Origin of the sequence: Microbacterium sp. LWH10-1.2 (genome assembly GCF_038397765.1) — a bacterium.
GTDB lineage: Bacteria > Actinomycetota > Actinomycetes > Actinomycetales > Microbacteriaceae > Microbacterium > Microbacterium natoriense.
Genome location: NZ_CP151638.1, coordinates 1,187,927 through 1,210,867, shown reverse-complemented (window position 1 = coordinate 1,210,867; position 22,941 = coordinate 1,187,927). Strand labels below are relative to the sequence as shown.

At 66.0% G+C, this 22,941-nt stretch carries 27 protein-coding genes; 4 read left to right on the top strand and 23 right to left on the bottom strand.

Annotated features, from left to right (window positions below):
- Positions 1–7: 7 nt before the first annotated feature.
- From MRBLWH10_RS05725 to MRBLWH10_RS05675, 11 genes are all read right to left on the bottom strand, one after another.
- Positions 8–565 carry a T6SS immunity protein Tdi1 domain-containing protein gene (locus MRBLWH10_RS05725; RefSeq protein ID WP_341941957.1) on the bottom strand — a complete coding sequence of 186 codons (558 nt, stop codon included), beginning with the start codon at positions 563–565 and terminating at the stop codon, positions 8–10.
- A gap of 28 nt (positions 566–593) precedes the next feature.
- Positions 594–1,022 (bottom strand): hypothetical protein, encoded by a 429-nt coding sequence (locus tag MRBLWH10_RS05720; protein WP_341941956.1) that lies wholly within the window; start codon positions 1,020–1,022, stop codon positions 594–596.
- A gap of 166 nt (positions 1,023–1,188) precedes the next feature.
- A complete protein-coding gene (locus MRBLWH10_RS05715) occupies positions 1,189–1,470 on the bottom strand; it encodes a hypothetical protein (RefSeq protein ID WP_341941955.1) in 282 nt (93 codons plus the stop codon).
- Between the two features lie 17 nt (positions 1,471–1,487).
- Positions 1,488–1,760: a hypothetical protein gene (locus tag MRBLWH10_RS05710; protein ID WP_341941954.1), complete on the bottom strand. Its 273-nt coding sequence runs from the start codon at positions 1,758–1,760 to the stop codon at positions 1,488–1,490.
- Between the two features lie 99 nt (positions 1,761–1,859).
- Positions 1,860–2,399, bottom strand: coding sequence for a hypothetical protein (locus tag MRBLWH10_RS05705; protein ID WP_341941953.1), 540 nt, complete (start codon positions 2,397–2,399; stop codon positions 1,860–1,862).
- 6 nt (positions 2,400–2,405) lie between these two features.
- Positions 2,406–4,631, bottom strand: coding sequence for a hypothetical protein (locus MRBLWH10_RS05700; RefSeq protein ID WP_341941952.1), 2,226 nt, complete (start codon positions 4,629–4,631; stop codon positions 2,406–2,408).
- A gap of 31 nt (positions 4,632–4,662) precedes the next feature.
- Complete coding sequence (locus MRBLWH10_RS05695; RefSeq protein ID WP_341941951.1) at positions 4,663–4,995, bottom strand: DUF6507 family protein; 333 nt, start codon at positions 4,993–4,995, stop codon at positions 4,663–4,665.
- Positions 4,992–5,363: a hypothetical protein gene (locus MRBLWH10_RS05690; protein ID WP_341941950.1), complete on the bottom strand. Its 372-nt coding sequence runs from the start codon at positions 5,361–5,363 to the stop codon at positions 4,992–4,994. Before MRBLWH10_RS05690 ends, MRBLWH10_RS05695 begins: the two co-directional genes overlap by 4 nt.
- The gene (locus MRBLWH10_RS05685) at positions 5,363–6,382 is read right to left on the bottom strand and encodes a DUF6177 family protein (RefSeq protein ID WP_341942567.1); all 1,020 of its coding nucleotides are present in this window, start codon (positions 6,380–6,382) and stop codon (positions 5,363–5,365) included. Before MRBLWH10_RS05685 ends, MRBLWH10_RS05690 begins: the two co-directional genes overlap by 1 nt.
- Positions 6,383–6,399: 17 nt before the next feature.
- The gene (locus MRBLWH10_RS05680; RefSeq protein ID WP_341941949.1) at positions 6,400–6,714 is read right to left on the bottom strand and encodes a pore-forming ESAT-6 family protein; all 315 of its coding nucleotides are present in this window, start codon (positions 6,712–6,714) and stop codon (positions 6,400–6,402) included.
- A gap of 30 nt (positions 6,715–6,744) precedes the next feature.
- Complete coding sequence (locus MRBLWH10_RS05675) at positions 6,745–6,999, bottom strand: hypothetical protein (RefSeq protein WP_341941948.1); 255 nt, start codon at positions 6,997–6,999, stop codon at positions 6,745–6,747.
- Positions 7,000–7,402: 403 nt separating this feature from the next.
- On the opposite strand from MRBLWH10_RS05675, the gene MRBLWH10_RS05670 reads away from it, so the two are divergent.
- The 4 genes from MRBLWH10_RS05670 to eccCa all read left to right on the top strand — a co-directional run bounded on the left by MRBLWH10_RS05670 (position 7,403) and on the right by eccCa (position 14,313).
- Entirely contained in the window at positions 7,403–8,137 is a 735-nt protein-coding gene (locus tag MRBLWH10_RS05670) for an FHA domain-containing protein (RefSeq protein ID WP_341941947.1), read from the top strand.
- Positions 8,138–8,384: 247 nt separating this feature from the next.
- On the top strand, positions 8,385–9,668 hold the full coding sequence (locus tag MRBLWH10_RS05665; protein WP_341941946.1) for an EsaB/YukD family protein: 1,284 nt from the start codon (positions 8,385–8,387) through the stop codon (positions 9,666–9,668).
- A gap of 221 nt (positions 9,669–9,889) precedes the next feature.
- On the top strand, positions 9,890–10,423 hold the full coding sequence (locus MRBLWH10_RS05660) for a hypothetical protein (protein WP_341941945.1): 534 nt from the start codon (positions 9,890–9,892) through the stop codon (positions 10,421–10,423).
- Positions 10,420–14,313, top strand: a complete 3,894-nt coding sequence (gene eccCa, locus MRBLWH10_RS05655) for a type VII secretion protein EccCa (protein WP_341941944.1) — start codon at positions 10,420–10,422, stop codon at positions 14,311–14,313. Before MRBLWH10_RS05660 ends, eccCa begins: the two co-directional genes overlap by 4 nt.
- A gap of 406 nt (positions 14,314–14,719) precedes the next feature.
- Here eccCa and MRBLWH10_RS05650 read toward each other — a convergent pair whose 3' ends face one another.
- From MRBLWH10_RS05650 to rplU, 12 genes are all read right to left on the bottom strand, one after another.
- The gene (locus tag MRBLWH10_RS05650; RefSeq protein WP_341941943.1) at positions 14,720–14,965 is read right to left on the bottom strand and encodes a hypothetical protein; all 246 of its coding nucleotides are present in this window, start codon (positions 14,963–14,965) and stop codon (positions 14,720–14,722) included.
- A gap of 164 nt (positions 14,966–15,129) precedes the next feature.
- The gene (locus MRBLWH10_RS05645; RefSeq protein WP_105674499.1) at positions 15,130–15,414 is read right to left on the bottom strand and encodes a hypothetical protein; all 285 of its coding nucleotides are present in this window, start codon (positions 15,412–15,414) and stop codon (positions 15,130–15,132) included.
- Positions 15,415–15,514: 100 nt separating this feature from the next.
- Complete coding sequence (locus tag MRBLWH10_RS05640; RefSeq protein ID WP_341941942.1) at positions 15,515–16,204, bottom strand: SDR family oxidoreductase; 690 nt, start codon at positions 16,202–16,204, stop codon at positions 15,515–15,517.
- Between the two features lies 1 nt (position 16,205).
- The gene (gene rsfS / locus MRBLWH10_RS05635) at positions 16,206–16,577 is read right to left on the bottom strand and encodes a ribosome silencing factor (RefSeq protein ID WP_105674495.1); all 372 of its coding nucleotides are present in this window, start codon (positions 16,575–16,577) and stop codon (positions 16,206–16,208) included.
- A 4-nt stretch (positions 16,578–16,581) separates the two neighbouring features.
- A complete protein-coding gene (locus MRBLWH10_RS05630) occupies positions 16,582–17,814 on the bottom strand; it encodes a hypothetical protein (protein ID WP_341941941.1) in 1,233 nt (410 codons plus the stop codon).
- A complete protein-coding gene (gene nadD / locus MRBLWH10_RS05625; protein WP_105674489.1) occupies positions 17,811–18,413 on the bottom strand; it encodes a nicotinate-nucleotide adenylyltransferase in 603 nt (200 codons plus the stop codon). The genes MRBLWH10_RS05630 and nadD overlap by 4 nt, the downstream gene beginning before the upstream one ends.
- Before the next feature lie 6 nt (positions 18,414–18,419).
- Positions 18,420–18,644 (bottom strand): hypothetical protein, encoded by a 225-nt coding sequence (locus tag MRBLWH10_RS05620; RefSeq protein ID WP_105674487.1) that lies wholly within the window; start codon positions 18,642–18,644, stop codon positions 18,420–18,422.
- Positions 18,645–18,696: 52 nt separating this feature from the next.
- Positions 18,697–19,950, bottom strand: coding sequence for a glutamate-5-semialdehyde dehydrogenase (locus MRBLWH10_RS05615; RefSeq protein ID WP_341941940.1), 1,254 nt, complete (start codon positions 19,948–19,950; stop codon positions 18,697–18,699).
- Positions 19,951–19,959: 9 nt separating this feature from the next.
- Positions 19,960–20,745: a glutamate 5-kinase gene (gene proB, locus MRBLWH10_RS05610; RefSeq protein WP_105674483.1), complete on the bottom strand. Its 786-nt coding sequence runs from the start codon at positions 20,743–20,745 to the stop codon at positions 19,960–19,962.
- Positions 20,742–22,241: a GTPase ObgE gene (gene obgE, locus MRBLWH10_RS05605; protein ID WP_341941939.1), complete on the bottom strand. Its 1,500-nt coding sequence runs from the start codon at positions 22,239–22,241 to the stop codon at positions 20,742–20,744. The genes proB and obgE overlap by 4 nt, the downstream gene beginning before the upstream one ends.
- Positions 22,242–22,316: 75 nt before the next feature.
- Positions 22,317–22,574 (bottom strand): 50S ribosomal protein L27, encoded by a 258-nt coding sequence (gene rpmA, locus MRBLWH10_RS05600; RefSeq protein ID WP_017202370.1) that lies wholly within the window; start codon positions 22,572–22,574, stop codon positions 22,317–22,319.
- Positions 22,575–22,593: 19 nt separating this feature from the next.
- Complete coding sequence (gene rplU, locus MRBLWH10_RS05595) at positions 22,594–22,902, bottom strand: 50S ribosomal protein L21 (protein ID WP_181155890.1); 309 nt, start codon at positions 22,900–22,902, stop codon at positions 22,594–22,596.
- Between the last annotated feature and the right edge of the window lie 39 nt (positions 22,903–22,941).

Here is a 22,941-nt window from a genome sequence, read left to right as displayed (position 1 = left end):
TGCTTTCTCAGTTTCCGGACGCCGGAGCGCCGGGGACGATCGATGCTTTCCCGAGCATCTGCGTGAAAATCGAGATCGACACGGCGAGATCCCCACGGTTCAAGTGCTCCGCCCCCGCTCGGCCGCCGAGCGGCAGGAACGGCGTGTAGAAGAACGCCTCATAGAGGTCAGGACGCCCCAACCGTGCGATACCGCCTGGATAGTCACCGCGACGCATCCAACTGTCGAGATACTGATCGTTCTCCAGGAAGGAGAACAGTGTCTCGAACTGCGGATTGATGTTCTGAATGTCGCCGACCCGGTACAAAACGTGACGGATCACACCGCCCGGCTCCGGACCCGGCTGCCACACCAGAAGATCACCCATCCCGGTCGCAAGGAACGGCACCGCACCCTGCGTGTCGGTGAACCACTCCGGCAAGAACCCGATGTAGCGGGACGGGTCGATGATCCGCACGAACCCGTCCGCCCCGATGAAACCCGTGCCCCAACGTCGCCACAGCTCGATGATCTCCCGAGGAAACACCGCCCACGCCTCAAGAGACGCGAGGGTCTGCTCCGGCACCGGAGCCACCGACTCGAACCGAACGAACTCAGCCACGGTGGCCCTCCAGATCACCGTTCACGCTGACACCCCAAGAGCGCCACTCGAAACCCAAGCGCGAAGCGAACGGATCCACGACCAGACCCACAGTCTCATCGCCGACCACAGGACGCGACGCGAAAGCGAAGACCGCAGAGTTCAACATTCCGGTGAAGCTGTTTAGCACCACACGTTCCGCAGCCGTCGTCGGCGTAGGAAACTCCTCTCGTAGAGTTCTTACAAGCGTCCGAGAAGCAGACTCGACCGCGGAGTGTCTGGCAGCAGAGAAGCGAACAGCGAACAATGCGTCCTGCGCATCGCGGACTTCTTGCGATCGAGTTTCAGCAACGATCGGCTCGACGAATTCGAACTGTAGAGAACAGGCCACATCGAGGAAGCTCTCGACTTGTTCGTGGTTGTCTCCATAGCGATCTGTCATTCCCGTCCCCTTCCGCCCGTCCTCCAGCCTATGGGCGAACACGGACAACACCATCGGCACTAGTGAACTTCTTCCCCCCGTTGACGATGTCACTGACATGGAAGTCCACGTTCATACGGATATCCCCCAGCAACCCCGGCGGCAGCTTTTGATCATTAGGGCATCACTAGATTGAACGACTCGATTTCCTGCGGCCGCAAGCCACCAAGACATACTCAAAAGCCTGATCCAAAGTTCCGCTGAACTCGACACCGTCATCTGCCAGAGCAGGGAAGAATCCTGCCCTGTCGCTCGGCTTCAGGATTCCGTAGGCCCCATCACCCTGAGAAATGATGTTGAATTCCCGGCCCGTGAGATCACCTGGCCCAGAGGCAACCCAAACCATCTCCCGTGCAGCTTCACCACTGAAACCTATCGCAATCAGCTGCTGCACGAGCTCTTCAAGCACACCACCACTCGACACTGTTAGCGCCACTCGAATGTGATCAATGCAATGATCGCCTCGATTGCATCCTGTGAAATTTCGGGGTGCGTGGAGCTCAATTTCTCTCCCACCCATGCTGCCCAGACCCAAAGATCCTGATCACCTGGCTTCTCCTCGTCCGCCTGCGAGATCACCGCAAGCACCTGATGCTTGAGGTGGGGATCTTCAATTCGCTCAGGATGGCGACCGGGGAGCGTTGCACCCGTGCCCCATCCAACAAAGGAAATGATGCCTTTGCTCAGATCTTGGTTCATGCCATTCTCCATCATTGCGCGCTCCCATGCCGCCGGCGCTGGGTCAATTGCAATGGTCCGAGTAACGTTTCGAGTACGCCTAAGCGCTCCACTCGAGGATTACTGCCCTGGAACGGCCGTCGCGGCGAGCAGGTTCCATTGTCCCCACTCAGGGACCGGTGCGTACAGCAGAGCGGGATCAAACGTCCGATCCGCCGTCGTCACCCGAGTGCTGCCCTTCTCGCGAATCGTCAGGCGCCCTGTCCCGTCTTCCTTGTTTCGAGTCACGAAGTGTATCAGCGCATCGCTTTGACGCATCGCCACGGGCAAGTTGAAATCCGCCGGGTACTCCCAGAGCTCCGCACGGTGGGCGAAAAGTCGGCCGTCTCCGAGGTTCTTCCACCGGGTCTCTGCTCTAGGCACTCCGGGAGGCTGCTGGTAGGTCACGGTGAAGGAAGGATTCTCCGCGGTTGTCACCGTAATGAACCAAGGCACGAGACCTGTCGCTGCGTCCACGGGAGGGACAATTGCAAGCTCCTTAGTAGGATCATGATACCGGCTACGTGCCTCAGTCTCCTCGATCCAAGACAGCCCAGTGTCATCCGGAAGTGCGTTCTGGGTCCAGTCGTTGAATCGACCGCAATAGCGCCAGTTCGTCATTTGTCCTTACTTCCTCAAAAGGGCAGGGTGAGCAACGCTGGTGCCGTCTGCTCGGATCTCCACTACCGTAGCGCGATCCACGGACACGACCCAGCTTGTTCCTGTCGCGTCCCGGATTGCAACGCGCTTATCCTCGGCACGGAGCAGGAAGTCCAACGATGGCCACTCCTTCTGGACCGGGACCTCCAGAACCTGCTGCCCGTTGAGGGGCTCTCCGATGTAGTCATCGGGGTCGTAGCCGGCATTCTCAAGGTCTCGCCGGTTAGAAGGAGTGTCTGCGATGACGATGTCGTCACGCCTCAACCCGTACTTGTTGACGAGCTCATTGAGGTAGGAGTTCGCTGTGCTCGGCTCAATCCCTGATAGTTGAGTGTTCTTGCGAGACACGACTTCCTGGTCCGGGATGAAGGAGTCGATGCGGTTATAGTTGCCGTCTCCAGGCCTCGTGACGTGAAGTTCGTTGACGGGGTACCTGTGGTGGTTCTCGATGTTGAAGATCTCACCTTCCCACATCCGTCGAACCCAGTCATTGAACCTGGCAGTTCCGTCAGGGTTCGTGGCGTTGATGAGTTGCTCGTACCGGTCGATGCGGGCTTGGTCCTCGGGCGGGATGCCTGACGAGTCGCCGGACTCGTGGGGGCCGTTGTCAGTGTTCGACAAACCGTCACCGTTCCCGCCGCCAGAGTCACTGCGATCGTCCGTACCGCCATGCCCCTCGGTGTCAACGCTGTGGCTTGTGCCGCTTCCTTCGCCATCACCGTGGGCACCGTCGCTACCATCAGCTTTTCCGCCCAGGGATTCGTGCGGGGTGGGCGGATCCTCATGCGTGCCGGGTCCGTCATGATCGCGGACCGGTGGTGTCGTGTCGTGGGGGATGGTCGGGGTGTCTGGTTCGTCGATGTGGACGCGGGGTGCGCCGGTGCCGTCGGGAAGGTGGGTGTCGGGGAGGTGGGTGTCCAGGCGTGGGGCGTCGATGTCGACGTGCGGGGGCTTTCCGCCGGGGAAGAGGTCGTCGAGTTTGCTGACGATCTTGTCGACCTTGGTTATGGCGCCGGCGACGATCTCGAACTTGGAGAGGATCGAGAGGCCCTTGGCGACGTTCACGCCGGGGATGAAGAGGGTGCCGACGTTGAACACGACAGCGCCGGCTGCTTCGGCGGGGTTGGTGGCCCAGGTGTCCCACGCGACGAGGCCCTTGACCATTGAGGCTGTGTTGTCGGTGGCTTCCTTGTAGATGGGGACGCCGAGACTTCCGAGGAGCGGGGCGAGCGGGTTCGTGCTGACGATGAGAAGCGACCCGACGGCGGTGAGCGTCCCTCCCCATGCCTGCAGCGCGTGCTCACCATCCCAGAACTGGTTCTTGATCGGGTTGTACCCGATCAGACCGCCGAGTCCCTGGATTGCGCCGACGGCGGAGCTGACGATGCCGTTGCCGAAGCTCTCTCCGCAGTTGCGTTGCTCGTCGGTGCGGTGCCCCCAGGGGAGGTCGACGGTGTTCTCCCCGCCCTGCTTCAACTGCCACGCTTCGACGGGAGTGAGTTCGGCGACGCAGTCGTCCCGCTGCCCGTTGATCGTGTTCGCGCACTCAACTTCGAGCGCGTTCACTTTCGCGTAGGCGTCCGCGATCCGATCCATCAGGGCGTTGTTCCGGGCGACATGATCACCGGACTGAGACCAGTGCACACGGATCTGCGCGGTTCCGCCCTTCGAACGCGCTGTCTCACCTCGACCGCGAAGGTACGCGATGGGGTCCTCGCCCCCGGCGCCCATCCCCCGCGCGGTCGCCGCCGTGCCCGCACCGAGGTTCGAGTCCCATTCGTACTCCTGCGTGTCGCGGGCGTTCATCCAGACCCGATGGTTCGCGTCGAACTCAGTGAGGAACGTCTCCGCGTCCGCCTTGATCGCCTTGAGGGTCTTCTTCACCGCCGCGAGGCTGTCTGCGTAGGTGCGCAGCGCCCCAGTCACTGTCCCCACTTTCGTCGCGAACGTGCGCGCCGACTGAGTCGGCTTCGACATGCCCGCGTAGACGATCTCTGCGCCCGGCGCGACGAAGGATGCGGGGATCGCCGCCCAGGCGGTGTCGACATCGTCGGCCGTTGTGTTGTAGGACGTCGCGACGGTATCGAGTGCGTCAGCAGCAGCGCGGATGTTGTCCGGTTTCAGGTCGTCGCCTGGGATCTTGTCCGGTATGACGAGACCGTCACCGGCTTTCGTGTCGCTCGCATTCGCCATGCGAGGCCCCCCATCATGTGAGTAGTGTCGTTCAGAACGTGAACGTGGTCGTCGTGTCTGCGGCCGCGATCGTGTTCACGGCCATCTGCTCATCGCCCTGCAGGAATGCCGTCGCGGCGTCCGCGGTGCAGGTCATGGTGTTCTGGCATCCGTTGACCACTGCGGTCAGCCGGCCCGCTGACTGTTCCTCCAGGAACCCGAGCACGGCGCTGGCGACGATCCCGTCGAACCCGGATCCGGATGCAAGCGGCTCGCCCACGGTCGTCGCCAGATCCGCGACCGCGGTCGAGAACCCCTGGACCTTCTCGTCGGTCGCGAGGATCGTCGCGTTGATCCCGTCCGGTTGCAGCTGCCAGCTGGTCATAGCGTGATCCCTTTCACGATTGCTTTGCCACCCGTGGCTTCCTCGAACGCGAACATCAACGCCAGCCCGCGCCGATACTGCGCGAAAGGCAGGACGCCTTCGATGATCGTTGTGATGTCCGTCAGAGTCCCCGCGTCATCCAGCTGCCGGGTCTCCTCCGGGAACAGCCGGCGAAGGTCGGTGGGCGTCTCGACCCGCCGCGGCCGACCGAGGATGAGCACCCGGGTGTGGTCGAACTCCGTGAACTCCACCGTGCCGCCGGCTCGGGTCTCGGCCGCGACAAACGGAGGGTCGAATGTCTCCGCGAAGTCTCGGAGTTCGTCGACGGTCAGCGCGGTCTGCGCGAGAAGGGTGACTTCGATCGGCATCAGGCTCCTCCCCCGCTGGCTTCCACGGCACGCGCCAACGCGTCCGTGCCGAAAACGCGGGCGAGCTCATCCGCCTGACGCCACGGCGGCACATCAGGATTGCTGAACGCCGCGATCAGCGACGGAATCCGCCGACGTCCCGCCTCCGACACGTCGAACCGCTCCGCGAGCTCGTGCAAGTTCACGCCGAGAGCGCGGACCGCTCGAGGACCGATCAGTACCGCGACGGGCACGGCGGGCGGCTGTGCCCCGAACGCGGGAACCCTCCCGTCGCGCCACCCGGGGACCACCGTCACCGACCCGAACAACGGCATAGAGAATGCGACCGCGATCGCGGTCAGCGCGCGTGTGGCGCGGTCCGCGATAGTCTCTGTCGACGCGCCCAGCGATGCGATCGGCATCACCGCGGTGAATGTCTCAAGAACACCCGCGTTCGTACGTTCGGCACGATGAACTCCTTGCAGAGCCCCACCACCACCGGTGACGAAGGCGCGCGCGTCGGGCATCTGGGACCGCGCATGTGTGGTGAATGAGACCAGATCCCACGCCAGCGTCGCCGGCTCATGCGCACCCCATGCTGCGGGGGTGCTGTCGCCGAGTTCCCGACCGACGGCGTCGACGAGCCGGCCGAGGATCGTGTGCTCTGACGCGGAGTGGTGGATGGACACGGAGAGCACGGCCTGCAGGAGTTCGGGCGCTTCCTGGGAAGGGAGCTCCGCATGAACGCGAGTTTCCAGCAGTTCGGACACAGTGTTCGCGGTCTTCGCGCCGACAGGGTCGACGAACAGGTCACCGGCGCGCACCAGCGACCATCCGCCGAACAGGTCGAGGTAGTAGCGGGCGGCGAACGTCCACCATGCGTCCGGGCGGGTGATCACCACGGGGGTAAGACCAGCGGTGCGCGCGGAGAGCAGGAAGTCCGCGAGAGGCTCGTTGAAGGACGCCGTCAGCCCGCGTGCCTCCGTGCACGCGAACGGGCCGTCGATGAAGTCCAGCAGCGGATGATCGAAGTCGGTCATCCCGAAGTAACCTTCCGTCAGCCGATGTTCGCGACCGCGCTCTTCGCCCGGTTCAGCGCGGCCTGCGCCGTCTCGTCGTTCTGCGCCATCGACTGCCTCAGCGTGTTGATGATCGTGCGCACGCCATCCGCGGCGTTCTTCCACCGCAGCTCTTTCGCAGCGTAGTCGTCGGACACGCCGGTGGCGTCGTAGTCGCTCATCGCGGTCTTCACATCCGCGTCCCGCTGATCGATCAGCGCTTCGAGACGGGATGCGACGGCGAGGAAGTTGTCTTGTGCTGTCTGGGACGCCGCGAGGTCAAAATCGCGACGGTCGGTCTGGTTTCCAGCCATGATGTGATCTCTTTTCTCCGTGTGGGCGGGTCAGCGGGTCGAGGAGAAGCGGGCGGCGTCGAACGACACCGAGCTTTCCGTGGACCTGGTCTGCTCGAACATGTCGCTGTCGCCTTCTTTGAAGGCGATGTCCATGCCCGAGATACCACCCAGCACCGCGGCGAGTGCCGCGTTCAGCTCGACCGAGATCTGGTCGCTCTGCGCTTTGAACTGGTCGAAAGCCGCACGACCGGCGCCGTTGAACTTGCCCTCCAACGGTTCTCCTGCCTGTGCGAGCTGCTTCACGAGCGCACCCAGGTCATCGCTTGATCCCGACGTCTTCTTCGTCAACTGCGACAGAACGTCGCCCCCCATAGCAAATTTCATTCCCGCAGTATGACATCTCCGTGTGTCGAGCGAGGACTATCAGCGTGGAGAGTGTGGATATCCCTTACATCTGGGGAAAGCATGATCTTCATGTCTTCGATGGTTCGGTAGAGTGTTCCGGCGGCGGAGGTGCCGCCGTACTACAGGTGCACGAAGAGCCGGGGGGCGTTCGATGGTCTGCGCGAACTGCGGCACGCCGCGACGCAGCAGGAGCGCAATCTGTCCGCACTGCGGTCAGCCGTTCGCGGTCGCGTCGCAGGCCGCGCCCGTCGCTTTCGCCAGAGCTGTACAACGGCCGCATCCGATCCGGCTGGCGATCGCGGTGAGCGTGGACGTGGCTGTCTCGGTGCTCATCACCGTCATCTTCTCCACGATGACCAGCGGACGGCTCCCCGGATTCCCAATCGTCGTCTTCTTCCTCGCAGCTACCGTGACTGTGGGTATGATCCTGCGCGAGGGGCGCACCGTGGGTTTGTGGGCGGTCGGCGCACGCGTTGTCGGTTCGGCCACCCTGTCCGCACCCGGCTTGCGAGAGCGACGATGGCTCATCGCCGACACTCGAAATGGCGCGGACCCCGTGCTTCCGCACCGCGAAGTCCCCCTCCTCATGCCGGCAACGAACCTGCCAGAGCTCTTGTCGACGATTCCCCCACTGCCGGCGTCGTTCCACCGAGATCACACCGGAACCGAGAAGCTGATCTCCGCGGTCCCCGAGAAGCGAGCAGCCAGCGGAGTGCTCGTCGTCGATGATGCGATGCGCGTAACGATGGCCGCAGACATGCTCGTTGGGCGCAGCCCGTCTCCTCGTGACGGCGTCACGACCGTCGCAGTGCCGGACCTGGACCGAGAGCTATCCAAAGGACATTTCCGGATCACGCAGAGCGCCGGTGTGTTCACGGTCACCGACCTGTCTTCCACGAACGGGACCCTGTTGAACGGCATCGACCTTACCCCGTCACAGCCAACCACATTCCACTTCGGCGACCTGATCGAAGCGGGCGGACATCGGTTCCGTGTAGAGGCACGCTCACGACCGGAGAACGGAGGCGCGCAATGAGCCGTCATGACGACCAGGCGCTCCTGGAGGCTGTTCGCATTCATCGCGGCCGTCTGCGCGGCGCGTTCCTCGGCGGTACCGACGGAGTGCGGCGAGGAGTGTCGACGCTTGTCGGACGCCTCGTCGGGAGCCTCGTGATCGCGGCAGTCGTGTGCGCGATCTGCGTCGGCGTCTCCTTCGCCATGAGTGTGATCTCGCAGGCCTCGCCTGCCCCGAGCTCCTCGACCTCTGTGGAGGATAAGACCCCATGACAGAGTTCACCCGAGTCACGATCATCGGCTCGACGCGCAGAGCGACGCTGGTACTCCCCTCCGACGAACCGCTCGCCGTTCTGCTTCCCGAAGTGACGGACCTCCTCCGCGAACCGCCGACCGCTGACGGACACGTCCTCGTGTCGCTGCTCGGCACCGAGACCCCCATCTCTGACACTCTGGCCGCGCAGGGCGTCCTCGACGGGGCGATCTTTCGGCTTCTTCCCGCATCCGATGCGCCCGCGCCGCCGGAGGTTTCAGACGTCACCGATACGGTCGCAGAACGGCAGGATGCCGCCGTGCACGGATGGAACAGCGTCCACCGTGCGGTAGCGACCGGAGTGTCGCTCTGCGTCCTGTCCCTGCTCGTGGTGCGCAGCGTCCCGGATGCGCTCTGGCTTGCCCCCGTCCTCTTCGCCGCCTTCGTCATCCTCGCTGTGGTTCTTGGCTGGGTGAAGTCGGCTCGCATAGGCCTCGTCGCGGTCGCACCGGCCCTGGGCGCCGTCCCTCAGCTGGTCGCCGTCATGCAGGAGGGCTTTCCTCTCCTGTCTCCGTGGTCGGTCGTTCCGTTGGGAATGGGGCTGACATGGATCGCTCTCGGGGCCGCAGGGTCACGGCGCGCAGCCGTCGGGGGCGCAGTGGGAACCGGTTTGTCCGTCATTGTGCTCGTCTCCTCGCTGTGCGGGGCGAGCCCGTCCGGTGCCGCGGCGATCGTGGCGGTGTGCGTCGTGCTGCTGCTTGGCTCGCTGCCATCAGTGGCGCTGGCGATCTCTGGGGTCACTGCGCTCGATGACGTGGGGCTCGCGGGAACCCCCGTGTCACGCGCCTCCATCCTGACGCGGGTTGCTGACGCATATGGTCTTTTCTCCTGGGCGGTCTTCGCCGTCGCGGGGTTCGGGGCCTTCGCGCTCGCCGTGCTCCTCGCCAGCGGCGACGTGTTCGCCGTGCTGCTCGGAGCCGCCCTGTTGCTCATTCTCATGTTGCGAACCCGGGTGATGCCTCATGCCGTTCAAGCGTGGGCGCTGTGGATCGCGGCGCTTGTCGGCGTCGTCACGGCGACCCTGCTCCCTCACCCGTGGCCTGACTCTGTGCTCGTCGGGTTCGGTCTCATCGCCGCGCTGCTGGTGCTTCTCCTCGGCACTCTTCGTCCCCGCCCCCACGGACGGGTCCGTTGGCGGCGATTCGGGGATCTCCTCGAGGCCATCGCCGCGCTGTCAATGCTGCCGATGCTCCTCGGCGTGTTCGGGGTCTACTCCCTCCTGCTGGCGGTGTTCTCATGACCATGTCTGCGACACGTCCGACGGCGGCGGCGCAGCACGTCCTGATCGACGAGCTGACCACAATCACGGCGTCTGTAGGACGGAGCGTTCGATGCTCGTTCGTCGCCACGGAACGGAGTACCGGTCTGTCCACCGTTGCGGCGCTCACCGTGCGCGAACTGAGCAGAGGACGGAGGGGGCGGGTGCTCTCGGTCGACACCCGCCCTGGGCAGTCTGGGAGCATGATCCTTCGCGAAGGGGCGCCGCTGTCCGAAGAGTCCTTCGCTCGCATTCCCGCCGACACACGTGCATGGATGCGGGAACAGAACGGGATCGTCGCCATGTCCTTCGAACGCGGCACGACCGCGGACTGGCATCGGGTCGTCGCCCCGGTCGTGCGCCACTTCGACATCGTGAGCACCGATTGGGGCGCGCTCTCCCTCCCTGACGCGACGGATGCCGCGCTCACCGGGCACGTCGTCTGCGTCGCAGGCAGCTGGGAGCGGGACTCCGCAGAGTCTGCGATCGCATTCGCGCGTGCTGCGGAGGCGCAGCTCGACGACTGCCGTGCGATCGTGGTGCTGTCCGACATCGCAGGCAGACGCTCGAGCTGGCCGCGGCAAGTCACCCCGCGACTGCCCATCCCGCTCCTCGCTTTCCGCCACGATGCCGCGATGGCCGCCGGGCGTGCCCCGGCCCGTACGACGATGACCATGGCACGGGCAATGGCGGCTGCCGTACGTCGGGCAGGCTTCAGCGCCGAGGAGCAGATGTGAACGTCCGGCATATCCACCGTCCGGCGCGTATCGAGGCGCCGCTCGCGCAACCGGAACCGAGGGTGATCGCGGCTCCCCCGCAGCAGGGCGACGCCGTCCCTGGCGGTATCCCGCTTCGGACGCTGCTTCCCGTGTTCGGATCGTTGTCGTCGATCATCATGATCGTCGTGCTGCGCGCCAATCCGATAATGGTGGTCGTCGGTGCTCTCGTGCTGACCGTGGCGCTTGTGGGCGGCATCGGAATGGCTGTGGGACAACGAGGACAGGTCGCCCGCGCACGTCTCAGAGAGCGTGAACGGTATCTCGACTATCTTGAGGACCTTCGCGGGGAACTCCGCGGCCAGCAGAATCGAGCGCGGACCCAGGCGTTGCGGATCCATCCGGCACCGGAACGGCTTGCTGAGATACTGGGCGACCCGGAGCGGATCTGGCAGCGCCGCCGCCGTGATGCCGACTTCCTCGTGACCCGGGTCGGGATCGGTGACGTCGACTGGTTCTCGCTCTCCCTTCCCCTCGAGTCCACCCCGGTGCAACCGTTCGACTCGATCATGGTCGGGGAGGCACGGAACGTGATCGCCGGTCAGTCGCGCATCGCAGGCATGCCTGCCACAGTCCCGCTTCGTCAGGCCGGGATCGTCTCGGTGGTCGGTGATCCACAGCACACCACCGGACTGGTTCGCTCATTGATTGCGCAGCTCGCGTCGACCCACGCGCCCGAGGACCTTCAGATTGGGCTCGCCTCGCCGCCCGATCAGATAGACGCGTTCACCGGATTCGATCTGCTGCCCCACGCGCTCCTGGATGTCTGGGACGGTCCCGTTTCGGCGCGGCGCGTCGCACAGGATCCCTCTGAGCTGATGGCGCTGGTCCGGGACGATGTCACCGCACGGGCGGCGCGCGCCGCGGTCCGGCAGCGCAACGGGAACCTGCTTGGCACGGTCGAGAGACCGCTCCTGCTGATCATCGATGACACCTCCTGCGAGGCGTCATCGATACCGATGCCAGACGGGTTCTCCCCTGCCCAGCTGGGCATCACCATCATCAGCATCGTCCGAGACCGGCTCCACGAACCGAGCGACACCAGCATCCGACTGACCATCGACCATGGCCCTGAGCCAGTTCTCCGCATCGACACCACCCCCGCCGTGGCCGCATCCGCCCAGAGGGTCCGCCCGGACAGCCTCGCTCTCGACCTGTTCGCGGGATTCACGTCACGCATCGCGCCCTTCCGGCTGTCCGCGGCATCGAAGCGGGAGGAAGGCACCGAGCAGGAGCAGGACGCGCTCGAGCTCCTCGGCATCACGAGCATCGACGATCTCTCTCCCGCGCGGTGGCGTCCGCAGAGCAGAACGGAGTTCCTCCGAGTGCCTGTGGCGGTCGGAGACGATGGATCCCCCGTGCACATCGACTTGAAAGAGTCCGCACACGGTGGAATGGGACCACACGGGATCTGCATCGGCGCCACAGGATCCGGCAAGAGCGAATTCCTCCGCACACTGATCCTCAGCCTTGCGCTGACGCACGGTCCCGACGACCTATCGATGATCCTGGTTGACTACAAAGGCGGCGCCGCGTTCACGCCGTTCCAGTCTCTGCCGCACATCGCCGGGCTCATCGACAACCTCGCCGACGACGCCCAGCTCATCCAGCGCGCCAAGTCCTCCCTCGAAGGAGAGATCGTCCGCCGTCAGCGACTGCTGAAAGATGCCGGCTCGTTCTCTTCGATCACCGACTACCGCGACGCCCGGGACAAGAACCCCGATATGCCCGCGCTGCCGCACCTTTTCGTCGTGATCGACGAGTTCGGCGAGCTCCTCACCGCAGAACCGGACTTCATCGACCTGCTTCTTCAGATCGGACGGATCGGCCGGGCGCTCGGCATCCATCTCCTGCTTGCCAGCCAACGGATCGAAGGTGGCCGTCTACGCGGACTCGACACATACCTCTCCTACCGCCTCGGCCTGCGCACGTTCTCCGAACAGGAGTCGAGCGTCATCCTCGAGACCCCGGACGCGTTCCATCTGCCCCCGATCCCCGGGTACGGATACCTCAAGGTGGACACCACCGTCTACACACGGTTCAAAGCTGCCTACGTCTCCGGCCCGGTCCCAAGACCAGCGACGCAGCTCCAAGCCGACGACGCCAAATGGGGCCCGTTCGTTCAACCCCGGTACAACACGATCGAGCAGGGTGCAACCGGCCACGATGCCCCCGCCCTGTCTGGCGTATCGGACGGGCCCGCCCTGCTAGACGAGTGTGTGTCCCGGCTCCGAGCAGGAGTGCTCACGACGCCGCCCGTGTGGTTGCCGCCCTTGCCTGACCGGATGCCGCTCTTCCGGGTTCTCGGAGGACGAGACCCCCAGCTCCTGCACGTCCCGATCGGCGTTCTCGATGAGCCCGCCAGGCAGACGCAGGGCGTATGGGAGCTCGATCTGACCAGGTCGGGGGGACACTTCGCCGTTGTCGGCGCGCCGCAGTCTGGACGCACCACTTTCCTGCGCACGTTCGCAGCCGGAATCGCGACCACACATACACCCAAGCAGGTGACGATCTATGGTCTCGACCTGACCGGTTCTGGTCTTTCCCGTCTCGAAGACTTCCCTCACGTCGGCGGCATCGCCACCCGTGCGAATCGTGAACAGCAGCTCCGGCTTCTGGAAGAACTTCACCTGATGATCGCCGAGCGAGAGCGACTCTTCCGCAGCCACCGCATCGAGTCGCTCGCCCAGTTCCGCAACAAGCACGCGTCCGGTGAGCTGCCGTCTATCGTCTCTCCCGACGTCGTCGTCCTCATCGACGGGTACGGGCTCGTCCGTACCGAATTCGAGAACCTCGCGGACAAACTCGCCGACCTCCTCACCCGCGGCGGAAGCTTCGGCCTCCACCTCGTCCTCGCTCTGACCCGCTGGAGCGAGGTCACAATGAGCCTTCAACCCCTCATCGGCAACCGACTCGAGCTGCGCCTCAACGACCCCACCGAGTCGGCCGTGGCCCGCAAACTCGCCGAGACGATTCGCGGCACCCAGCCGGGGCGTTCCCTCACCGACACACGCCTGTTCGGTCAGATTGCTCTTCCCACCATCAACGACGTCGACGACGACCACATCGGAGACGCTCTCACCGAGCTCGCGAAGCAGACCGCGGCCTCCTGGCAGGGGCCCGCCGCCTCCCCCATCCGCCTCCTGCCAGAGGACCTCAGCCCCGACACGATGCCCGACGAGTTCGACGAGCCAGACCGGCTACCGATCGGTCTCCGGCAAGACACCATGGAGCCAGCGCTCCTGGACCTGGAAAGCACCGACCAACACATCCTCGTTCTGGGGGACGCCGCCAGCGGCAAGACCACCTTCCTTCGCCAGGTCCTCACAACCCTCATCCACCGGCACTCACCCGAGGAACTCGTCATCGCCCTCATGGAACCGCGCAGCGGGCTCTCCACTTCGGTGCCTGACGACTATCTTGGCGGGCACGCGAACAACATCACCAAAGCACGGCAACTCGCCGCAGCTCTCGCGCACGAGCTGGACAAGCGTCAGAACGACAACGCCCCCACGACACTGCGAATCGTGCTCATCGTCGATGACTACGACATTCTCTCGTCCGGCGGAGACAGCCCCCTCGACCCGCTACTGCCGTACTTCGCGTCCTCCCGCGATCTCAAGTTCACCGTCATCCTCACCCGCCCTGTCGCCGGAGCCGCACGCGCACTGTTCGAACGGGCGATCCTCACCGTGAAAGACACCGGCGGCACCGGGATCATCCTGTCCGGCGAAAGAGCCGAAGGCCCCCTCTGGCCCGGCGTCCACGCCACCCACGCGGTCCCCGGACGCGCGACACTCGTCCGACGAGGGCAGCCACCTCGACTCATCCAGATCGCGCACAGAATCTGACGGCGAGACGCAGGGTAACTGGTCCCCTGCGCCCGCGCCCGCCGCTCGAGCAGCTCTGACGACGGTCAGTTCACTGCGGAGCAGACCACGGCCGTCCTGGAAACCTGATCACAAGTGATCTCGTCGCTGTCCATGCGCCGCTCGCGCCAATGTGAACGACGATTCAGTGGTTGCCTCGCCCTGGTCAGAGTCGTTCCCGCAGACCGTGATGCGCCTGGTCGCGGTGCTCGCTCTCGGACATGATCAGACCTCACCTCGCTGAAGCGTCAACCACCGACGACCGCGAATCCCAAAACAACTGAGATTGTTGGCGCGCCATCGTGCATCGGCGGGATGCTCGTCCTCAGCGACGAGAGAGTCCTCGGCTCCTGCGAGCCGGCGCGTCCACCGCGTGAGCATCACCGGCTCATCGTCCAGCATTCCCCTCTCCATCATCTGCGGTGCCCCTGACCGACTTCGTCGTGCCTTCGAGCATCGTCTCGATACACATCGTCGACGAGCGGAAGCTGGCCGTGAGTTTGTTCCTTGCAGCAGTCGCGCCGCCCGAAAGCACATCGACCACAATGCCGCTCGTAGGCCCCGCCTGGATCCGGCCCAGCGCTCCCCACAAACTCCCCACAAACAACGCGAAATGACCGGGAACGACCAGCATCCGAGGAAGACAAACGGGCGCAGGATGCCTAGAATCCGTAGGGAACGACCAACGACGAGAAAGGACCAGACTGCACGCACCGCATGCAGGGGGTCAGGGGTTCGAGTCCCCTCAGGTCCACCGAGAAAGCCCCTGGTTCGCCAGGGGCTTTTCCCGTCTCCGCGTCAGCGTGCCCGAGGCGGCGGGCGGTGCGGGATCGGCACCGGCCGCGTCGCTCTGCTCGTCCCCTGGATCCGTTCGATCTGCTCGAGGACCTCGAACGGTGTGCCGTAGGTGCTCGACAGCGGGAGCTCCCGGAGCCACACCACCTCGACCTCCGTCGGGGCGAGCTCGTACACGCAGGCGACGACATGCCGGGTGTCGTCCGCCTCGTAGCGCAGGTCGTTGATCACCCACTCTGACGGCGTGAGGCGATGCAGCACGAAGCGCGGATCAGGATCGACGGACATCTGGTGGGCCTCCAAGACTCTCTCCCCGTGAGGGAGTCTCGCCCAGCGGATGCGGCGACGGTAGACCCTTGACATACGGGCCGCTCCGAGACAGCGTCTCTCAGCCGTTCGGTCGGACCGTCAGTTCCGTGAGGTGGGCGTCGTCGGGGAGATCGAGCGCCAGGAGGATCGTCTCGGCGACGGACTCGGGGGCGATGAACCGCGAGGCATCGTACTCACGCCCCTCCTGCTGGTGCACGCGCTCCTGCATGGGCGTCGCTGTGCGCCCCGGGTAGATCGAGGTGACCTTGACCCCGTGCTCGGCCTCTTCGGCCCGCAGAGCGTCGGCCAGGGCCTTCAGACCGTGCTTGGAGGCGGCGTACGCCGACCATCCGGCATGGGCGTGCAGCCCAGCACCGGAGTTGACGAACACCACGCGGCTCTGCGACACCCGCAGCACCGGAAGGAGGAGCCTCGTCAGCTCGGCCGGGCCCACCAGGTTCACCGCGAGCTGCTGCTCCCACAGCGAGGGCGGAAGGTCGGCGACGGAACCGAGGTCGACGACGCCCGCGACGTGGATCAGCGAGTCGAGCCGGTCAGGAAGAGCCTGCTTCGACAGCGCCCACGACAGGCGACCCGGAACGGCGAGGTCACCGACGAGCGTGGACGCACCGGGGAACCGCTCGGCGAGCTGACGGGCGCGCCCGGCATCCCTGACCAGCAGGATCACGTCGTCGCCACGGTCGAGCAGCCGACGGGCGACCACCGCACCGATGCCGGAGCCCGCTCCGGTGATCAGGTGCGCAGCCATGTCAGGCGGGGTCGGCGGCGAGCTCGAACGGGACCACGGGGCAGTCCTTCCACAGGCGCTCGAGGCCGTAGTAGACCCGCTCCTCCTGGTGGAAGACGTGCACGATGAGGTCGCCGAAGTCGAGCAGCACCCAGCGGGCCTCCGCACGTCCCTCACGGCGGACCCGCTTGTGTCCGGACTCGATGAGCTTGTCCTCGATCTCGTCGGCGATGGCGGCGACGTTGCGCTCGCTGTTGCCGGTGACGAGCAGGAAGATGTCGACGAGCGGCAGCGGCTCCGACACGTTGAGCGCGACCAGATCCTCTCCGCCCTTGCTGACGGCGGCGTCTACTGCGAGCTGCAGCATCTCTTCGGCGGTTTCAGGTGATTGCATCAGATCAGATCAGTTTCGTGGTGAGAGCGATGACCACGACGACGCCCACCGCGAGGGCGAGACCACCCGCCACGATTATCAGGGTGAGCATGAGTTTGTTGCCCTTTTCGGGCGCCGGCGGGCGGATGACCTCGCCGGCGGGCTTGATGGTGCTGATCGCCGAGCTGGCGGCGATCGGTGTGGGAGAGGACGCAGGAGGCAGCTCTCCGTCGATGAGCACGGCGTCGACCTCCTTGCCGTCGGCGATGCCGTGTGCGTGGCCCTGCGAGCCGATGCCCTGGGGCAGCTCGTAGGAGCCGGTGACGAGGATCTCGCCCGTGGACGCGACAGGACCGTCGAGCGTGGCCTCCCCCGACGGAGGGTTGAAGATCAGGGTGTTGGAGGCGGAGTGCTGGGAGCCGCTGGAGTCGTTCGACGTGAGCAGCTCGTCGAACGACGGCACGGTCAGCTTCTGCGCCTCGGCGTCATCGGCGAGCAGTCCGCTGCCGAACTCGGGGCTGACGGTCGGGCGCTCGTCTTCGGAGATGACGTCGTCATCCCCCGCCGCGGCGTCGGCGAGGACGTCATCCTCGTCGTGCTCGTCGTCCGGCTCCTCGACCTCGATGCCGAGGGCGGCGACCGCCACAACGGGATCGTCGTCGACGTGCCCCAGGTCGATCTCGACGGGCTCGGCAGCGCTCTCGGCATCGGCGTGCATCGGCACGTCGCCGGCGGTCTCGACGGCCGCCGCCGCACTCACGGGGGCGACGTCGACCTGATCGCCGAGGTCGTCGTCGAGGTCGTCGTCGGAAGAGCCCGGGACAGGCGGAGCGAAGGTGGGAACAGCTGAGACGATCTCCTCGGCCGGAGCTTCTTCGACGACCTCGGCCTCGACGGCGTCTGCCTCGACGGCCTCGACCTCGACGGCGGCGTCGTCCGCGGCATCCGCAGTGCTGTCATCGTCGACGTCTCCGCCGATCACCGGCACGGAGGCGGTCTTGATGCGCTCCTGCTCTCGGGCCTGTCGGCGCGTGAGCGGTGCGGAGCCCGGATCGACATCGGCATCCGCGACGGGAGCAGGCGCGACCTCGACGGGCTCGGCGGCACGCGGAAGCGGCGGTGCAGGGGGGATCGTCGGCGCCGCGGCGGCGGCCGCGGCCTCCTCCTCCGTGATGACCGGGGTCGAACCCGTCAACCGGATCTCCCGCAGCTGCTTTCGCGTCAGCGGACCCTGCTCCTGCTGATCCGATGTACTCATGCCTTGCTCCGATACAGATGATGCTTCGCGATGTATTGAACGACCCCGTCGGGAACGAGGTACCAGACCGGCTCTCCGTCGTGCACCCGCTCACGGCAGGCCGTCGATGAGATCGACAGCGCCGGAACCTCGAGCTGGCTGACGTCACCGGGTGGGAGGCCGTCTGTGCTCAGGACATGCCCTGGGCGAGAGACCGCGACGAAATGGGCCAGCTCCCACAACTCATCATGGTCCCTCCAACTGAGAATTTGCGCCACGGCGTCGGCTCCGGTGATGAAGAAGAGCTCCGCATCCGGCCGGTCGCGCTTGAGGTCGCGCAGGGTGTCGATCGTGTAGGTCGGGCCCTCGCGGTCGATGTCGACCCGGCTGACCGTGAACTGCGGGTTGGATGCCGTCGCGATCACGGTCATCAGATAGCGGTGCTCACTGGGCGTGACGTCGGACTTCTGCCAGGGAACTCCCGTCGGCACGAAGACGACCTCGTCGAGGCCGAAGGAATGCGCGACCTCGCTGGCGGCAACCAGGTGCCCGTGATGGATCGGATCGAACGTCCCGCCCATCACGCCGATGCGCGCCGGGCGCGAGGTCGTGGTGCTCATGTGGGCCTAGTGGCCGTGTCCTGCCTCGTGGCCGTCTTTGCCGTGCTTCGCGGCGAACGCCTCGGCCTTCGCCGAGTGGCGGTTGGCGACGTTCTTGTAGGAGAGCGTGACCAGCGCGAGCGCGGTGAACACGATCACGGCGACGATGCCGAAGATCACGGTCTCGAGCGGGATGTTGCCCTCATGCTCGGCTTCGGCGGCGGCCATCGCGATCTGTGCGACGAGGTTCATCCTGGCTCCAATTCATGACCTTCGGGCGGTACAGCGCCCCCTAGTCTAGTCCTCAGCCGCGGGTCTGCCCTGATCCACGCGCCAACCACTTCGTGCTGGTCAGCTCGGCGAGCCCCATCGGACCTCGTGCGTGCAGCTTCTGCGTCGAGATGCCCACCTCGGCGCCGAACCCGAACTCCCCGCCGTCGGTGAAGCGCGTGGAGGCGTTCGCCATCACGACGGCGGAGTCCACCTCCGCCAGGAAGCGCTCGATGCTGCGGGAATCGGTGGAGATGATCGACTCGGTGTGCCCGGTGCTGTAGCGCCGGATGTGCTCCAGCGCGTCGTCGAGCGAGTCGACGATCTTCATCGCGATGTCGAGGCTGAGGTACTCGGTCGCCCAGTCCTCCTCGGTCGCCGGGATCACGTTCGACACGAGCCCTGCGACGATGTCGTCTCCGTGGATCGCGACGCCCTCGCTCTGCAGGGCGCTCGCAACGAGAGGGATGAGGCGCGGGGCTGCCTGACGGTGCACCAGCACCGTCTCGACCGCATTGCACACGCTGGGGCGCTGCACCTTCGCGTTCACGACGATGTCGCGCGCCCAGTCGTCGGGCGCGCTCTCGTCGAGCACGATGTGCACGACGCCAGCGCCGGTCTCGATGACGGGGACGGTGGACTCGGTGACGACGGTCTCGATGAGACCAGCGCTGCCGCGGGGCACGAGCACGTCGATGAACCCGCGGCCGTGCATGAGGGCCTTGGCGCCGTCGCGACCGAAGTCGTCGACGGTCTGGATGGCCTCGGCGGTGAGGCCGGCGCTCTCGAGCGCCTCGCGCATGATCGCGACGAGGACCGTGTTCGACTCCAGGGCGGCGCTGCCGCCGCGGAGGACGACGGCGTTGCCGGAACGCAGTGCCAGAGCGGCGATGTCGACCGTGACGTTGGGGCGCGCCTCGTAGATCGCGCCGACGACCCCGAACGGGACCCTGACCTGCTCGAGCGAGACGCCGTTCGGCATCCGATGCCCGCCGACGACCCTGCCGACGGGATCGGCGAGGGCAGCGACCTCGCGGACGGCTGCGGCGAGGGCCGACACCCGCTTCTCGTCGAGACGGAGCCGGTCGATCAGCGATTCACCGATGCCGCTCTCCCGACCCCGGACGATGTCCGCGGCGTTCGCCTCGATGATGCGCGGCGCGTTCTGCTCGAGCGCCACGGCGATCGATTCGAGGACGCGGGCCTTGTCGTCGCTGGTGAGCGCGGCGGTGGCGCGGGAGGTCTCCTTGGCGCGCTCCAGGCGCACCTGCGGGGTCAGGTCGGTCATCCCGTCAGTCTAGGAGACCGCGGGCGCGAACCAGGTCCCTATTTCGGCGCCGGCGAGGGCCTGGTCGACGAGGTCGGCGCTCGTCACGAGAACGCCGATCCCCGATGCCGCCGCGAGCCGCGCGGCGGAGACCTTGGTGGCCGCTCCCCCGGTGCCGACGCTGTTGACGACCGTCGAGCCGAACTCCAGACCCGACAGGTCGGCGTCGGGAGCGACGACGTCGATGGGCTCGGCACCGGGGTCGGTCGGCGGCTTCGTGTACAGCGACTCGATGTCGCTGAGCAGCACGAGCGCGTCGGCTTCGATCAGCTGTGCGACGAGCGCTCCCAGCCGGTCGTTGTCGCCGAAGCGGATCTCCTGCGTGGCCACGGTGTCGTTCTCGTTCACGATGGGGAGGATGCGCAGTCCGAGAAGCCGCTCCATCGCCCGTCGGGCGTTGCTGCGCGACGTCGGGTTCTCCAGGTCGCCTGTGGTGAGGAGCACCTGCCCCGCGACGATGTCGAAGGGGCGCATGGCCTCCTGATACCGGTAGACGAGGATGTTCTGCCCGACGGCCGCTGCGGCCTGCTGCGTGGCGAGGTCGGTCGGCCGCGCGTCGAGGCGGAGGAACGGGATGCCGGTGGCGATGGCGCCCGAGGAGACGAGGATGACCTCACACCCCCGCGCGTGAGCGGCGGCGAGAGCCTCCACGAGAACCGGGATCCGCCACGAGGCCTCACCGCTGATCGACGAGGACCCCACCTTGACGACGATGCGGGATGCCGTCGCGATGTCCGCCCTGGTGCGGGCGGTCACTTCTCATCCTCGCGATATGCCGCGAGACGCTGAGCCTCCACCTCCGCACGAGCCTCGGCCTTGGCATCCATGCGCTCGTAGTACTGCTCACGACGCTCGGAGGTGGTGCGGCGCGCGTTCGGCGCCAGACGCGGGTCGGTGCCACGAGGAGCCGCCATCAGCTCGGCGGCGGAGGTCATCGTCGGCTCCCAGTCGAAGACGATGCTGTCGCCCTCGCCGATCACGACGGTGGAGCCCTGCACGGCGCCCAGACGGAACAGCTCGTCCTCGACGCCCAGCTTCTCGAGTCGGTCGGCGAGGAAGCCCACGGCCTCCTCGTTCTGGAAGTCGGTCTGCTGCACCCAGCGCACCGGCTTCTCGCCGAGGATGCGGTAGATGTTGCCGTATGTGCCGCCCTCGACGCGGATCGAGAAGTCCTTCTTCGAACCCCGAGGACGGATGACGACGCGCTCCGGCGGCGTCTCGAGAGCGGCCTCGGCCCGGTGCTTGTCGACGATCTCGCCCAACGCGAAGGTGAGCGGACGGAGCCCCTCGTGGGAGACCGTGGAGATCTCGAACACGCGGAAGCCGCGGGCCTCGAGCTCGGGGCGCACGAGCTCGGCGAGATCGCGGGCCTCCGGCACGTCGACCTTGTTCAGAGCGATGAGCTGCGGGCGCTCCAGGAGCGGAGTCTGCCCCTCGGGGACCTCGTACGCGGCGAGCTCGGCGAGGATGACGTCGAGATCGGAGATCGGGTCGCGCCCCGGTTCGAGAGTGGCGCAGTCGAGGACGTGCAGCAGCGCGGAGCAGCGCTCGACATGACGGAGGAACTCGAGGCCGAGCCCGCGCCCCTCGCTCGCACCCTCGATGAGACCGGGCACATCCGCGACCGTGTACCGGAAGTCGCCCTGCTGCACGACGCCGAGGTTGGGGTGCAGCGTGGTGAATGGGTAGTCGGCGATCTTCGGGCGCGCCGCGGAGATCGCGCCGATCAGGCTCGACTTGCCGGCCGACGGGTAGCCCACGAGCGCGACGTCGGCGACGGTCTTGAGCTCGAGGACGACATCGCCCTCGTAGCCGGGAGTGCCGAGGAGCGCGAAGCCCGGAGCCTTGCGCTTCGGAGTGGCGAGGGCCGCATTGCCCAGACCGCCCTGTCCGCCCGCGGCGACCACGAAGCGCTCCCCCGGGATGATCATGTCGATCAGGACCTCGCCCGCGGGGTTCTTCACCACGGTGCCGACCGGAACCAGAAGCTCCAGCGTCTCGCCGAGGAATCCGGAGCGGTGGTCGCCCATGCCTGGGCCGCCGTTACCGGAGGAGCGGTGCGGCGAGTGGTGGTACGACAGCAGGGTGCCCGTCTGCGGATCGGCGACGAGCACGATGTCGCCGCCGTCTCCGCCGTTGCCGCCGTCGGGGCCGCCGAGCGGCTTGAACTTCTCGCGGTGCACGGAGACACAGCCGTTGCCGCCCTTGCCCGCGCGCAGATGCAGCGTCACGGTGTCGACGAAGGTGACCATGTCTCTCTCCTCATAGACGAATTCGGGGCGGGCCGAAGCCCGCCCCGAATCGGATGTAGATGTGTCGTGCTGCGATTACTCAGCAGCGGCGACGATGTTGACGACCTTGCGGCCGCCCTTCGCGCCGAACTCGACCGCACCGGCGGCGAGAGCGAACAGCGTGTCGTCGCCACCACGGCCGACGTTCACGCCGGGGTGGAAGTGCGTGCCGCGCTGGCGGACGATGATCTCGCCGGCGAGGACCTGCTGGCCGCCGAAGCGCTTGACGCCGAGTCGCTGTGCGTTGGAGTCACGACCGTTGCGGGTGGAGCTTGCGCCCTTTTTGTGTGCCATGTCCTGGGTCTCCTCGGTCTTACTTGATGCCGGTGATCTTGACGCGCGTGAGCTCCTGGCGGTGGCCCTGACGCTTCTTGTAGCCGGTCTTGTTCTTGTACTTCTGGATGATGATCTTCGGGCCGCGGAGGTTGCCGAGAACCTCTGCCGTGACCTTGACCTTCGCGAGCTTGTCAGCGTCGGTGGTCACCGTGGCGCCGTCGACGAGCAGCACAGCGGGCAGCTCGATCTTCTCGCCCTGGGCAGCCTGAACACGGTCGAGCTGAACGATCGTGCCGACCTCGACCTTCTCCTGCCGCCCACCGGCGCGCACTACTGCGTAAACCACTTCATACCTGTTTCGTTGGGGAGCACGGTGCTCCGAGAA

What these genes read in the sequence shown, in the direction of transcription:
- MRBLWH10_RS05665 (WP_341941946.1), top strand. Translation starts at nt 8,385, where the DNA reads ATGACAGAGTTCACCCGAGTCACGATCATCGGCTCGACGCGCAGAGCG.
- MRBLWH10_RS05685 (WP_341942567.1), bottom strand. Translation starts at nt 6,382, where the DNA reads ATGACCGACTTCGATCATCCGCTGCTGGACTTCATCGACGGCCCGTTC.
- MRBLWH10_RS05705 (WP_341941953.1), bottom strand. Translation starts at nt 2,399, where the DNA reads ATGACGAACTGGCGCTATTGCGGTCGATTCAACGACTGGACCCAGAAC.
- MRBLWH10_RS05630 (WP_341941941.1), bottom strand. Translation starts at nt 17,814, where the DNA reads ATGAGTACATCGGATCAGCAGGAGCAGGGTCCGCTGACGCGAAAGCAG.
- MRBLWH10_RS05690 (WP_341941950.1), bottom strand. Translation starts at nt 5,363, where the DNA reads ATGCCGATCGAAGTCACCCTTCTCGCGCAGACCGCGCTGACCGTCGAC.
- obgE (WP_341941939.1), bottom strand. Translation starts at nt 22,241, where the DNA reads ATGGTCACCTTCGTCGACACCGTGACGCTGCATCTGCGCGCGGGCAAG.
- MRBLWH10_RS05710 (WP_341941954.1), bottom strand. Translation starts at nt 1,760, where the DNA reads ATGAACCAAGATCTGAGCAAAGGCATCATTTCCTTTGTTGGATGGGGC.
- rpmA (WP_017202370.1), bottom strand. Translation starts at nt 22,574, where the DNA reads ATGGCACACAAAAAGGGCGCAAGCTCCACCCGCAACGGTCGTGACTCC.
- MRBLWH10_RS05650 (WP_341941943.1), bottom strand. Translation starts at nt 14,965, where the DNA reads ATGCTGGTCGTTCCCGGTCATTTCGCGTTGTTTGTGGGGAGTTTGTGG.
- MRBLWH10_RS05680 (WP_341941949.1), bottom strand. Translation starts at nt 6,714, where the DNA reads ATGGCTGGAAACCAGACCGACCGTCGCGATTTTGACCTCGCGGCGTCC.
- MRBLWH10_RS05700 (WP_341941952.1), bottom strand. Translation starts at nt 4,631, where the DNA reads ATGGCGAATGCGAGCGACACGAAAGCCGGTGACGGTCTCGTCATACCG.
- MRBLWH10_RS05640 (WP_341941942.1), bottom strand. Translation starts at nt 16,204, where the DNA reads ATGGCTGCGCACCTGATCACCGGAGCGGGCTCCGGCATCGGTGCGGTG.
- MRBLWH10_RS05720 (WP_341941956.1), bottom strand. Translation starts at nt 1,022, where the DNA reads ATGACAGATCGCTATGGAGACAACCACGAACAAGTCGAGAGCTTCCTC.
- MRBLWH10_RS05645 (WP_105674499.1), bottom strand. Translation starts at nt 15,414, where the DNA reads ATGTCCGTCGATCCTGATCCGCGCTTCGTGCTGCATCGCCTCACGCCG.
- rsfS (WP_105674495.1), bottom strand. Translation starts at nt 16,577, where the DNA reads ATGCAATCACCTGAAACCGCCGAAGAGATGCTGCAGCTCGCAGTAGAC.
- MRBLWH10_RS05615 (WP_341941940.1), bottom strand. Translation starts at nt 19,950, where the DNA reads ATGACCGACCTGACCCCGCAGGTGCGCCTGGAGCGCGCCAAGGAGACC.
- nadD (WP_105674489.1), bottom strand. Translation starts at nt 18,413, where the DNA reads ATGAGCACCACGACCTCGCGCCCGGCGCGCATCGGCGTGATGGGCGGG.
- MRBLWH10_RS05620 (WP_105674487.1), bottom strand. Translation starts at nt 18,644, where the DNA reads ATGAACCTCGTCGCACAGATCGCGATGGCCGCCGCCGAAGCCGAGCAT.
- MRBLWH10_RS05695 (WP_341941951.1), bottom strand. Translation starts at nt 4,995, where the DNA reads ATGACCAGCTGGCAGCTGCAACCGGACGGGATCAACGCGACGATCCTC.
- MRBLWH10_RS05660 (WP_341941945.1), top strand. Translation starts at nt 9,890, where the DNA reads ATGATCCTTCGCGAAGGGGCGCCGCTGTCCGAAGAGTCCTTCGCTCGC.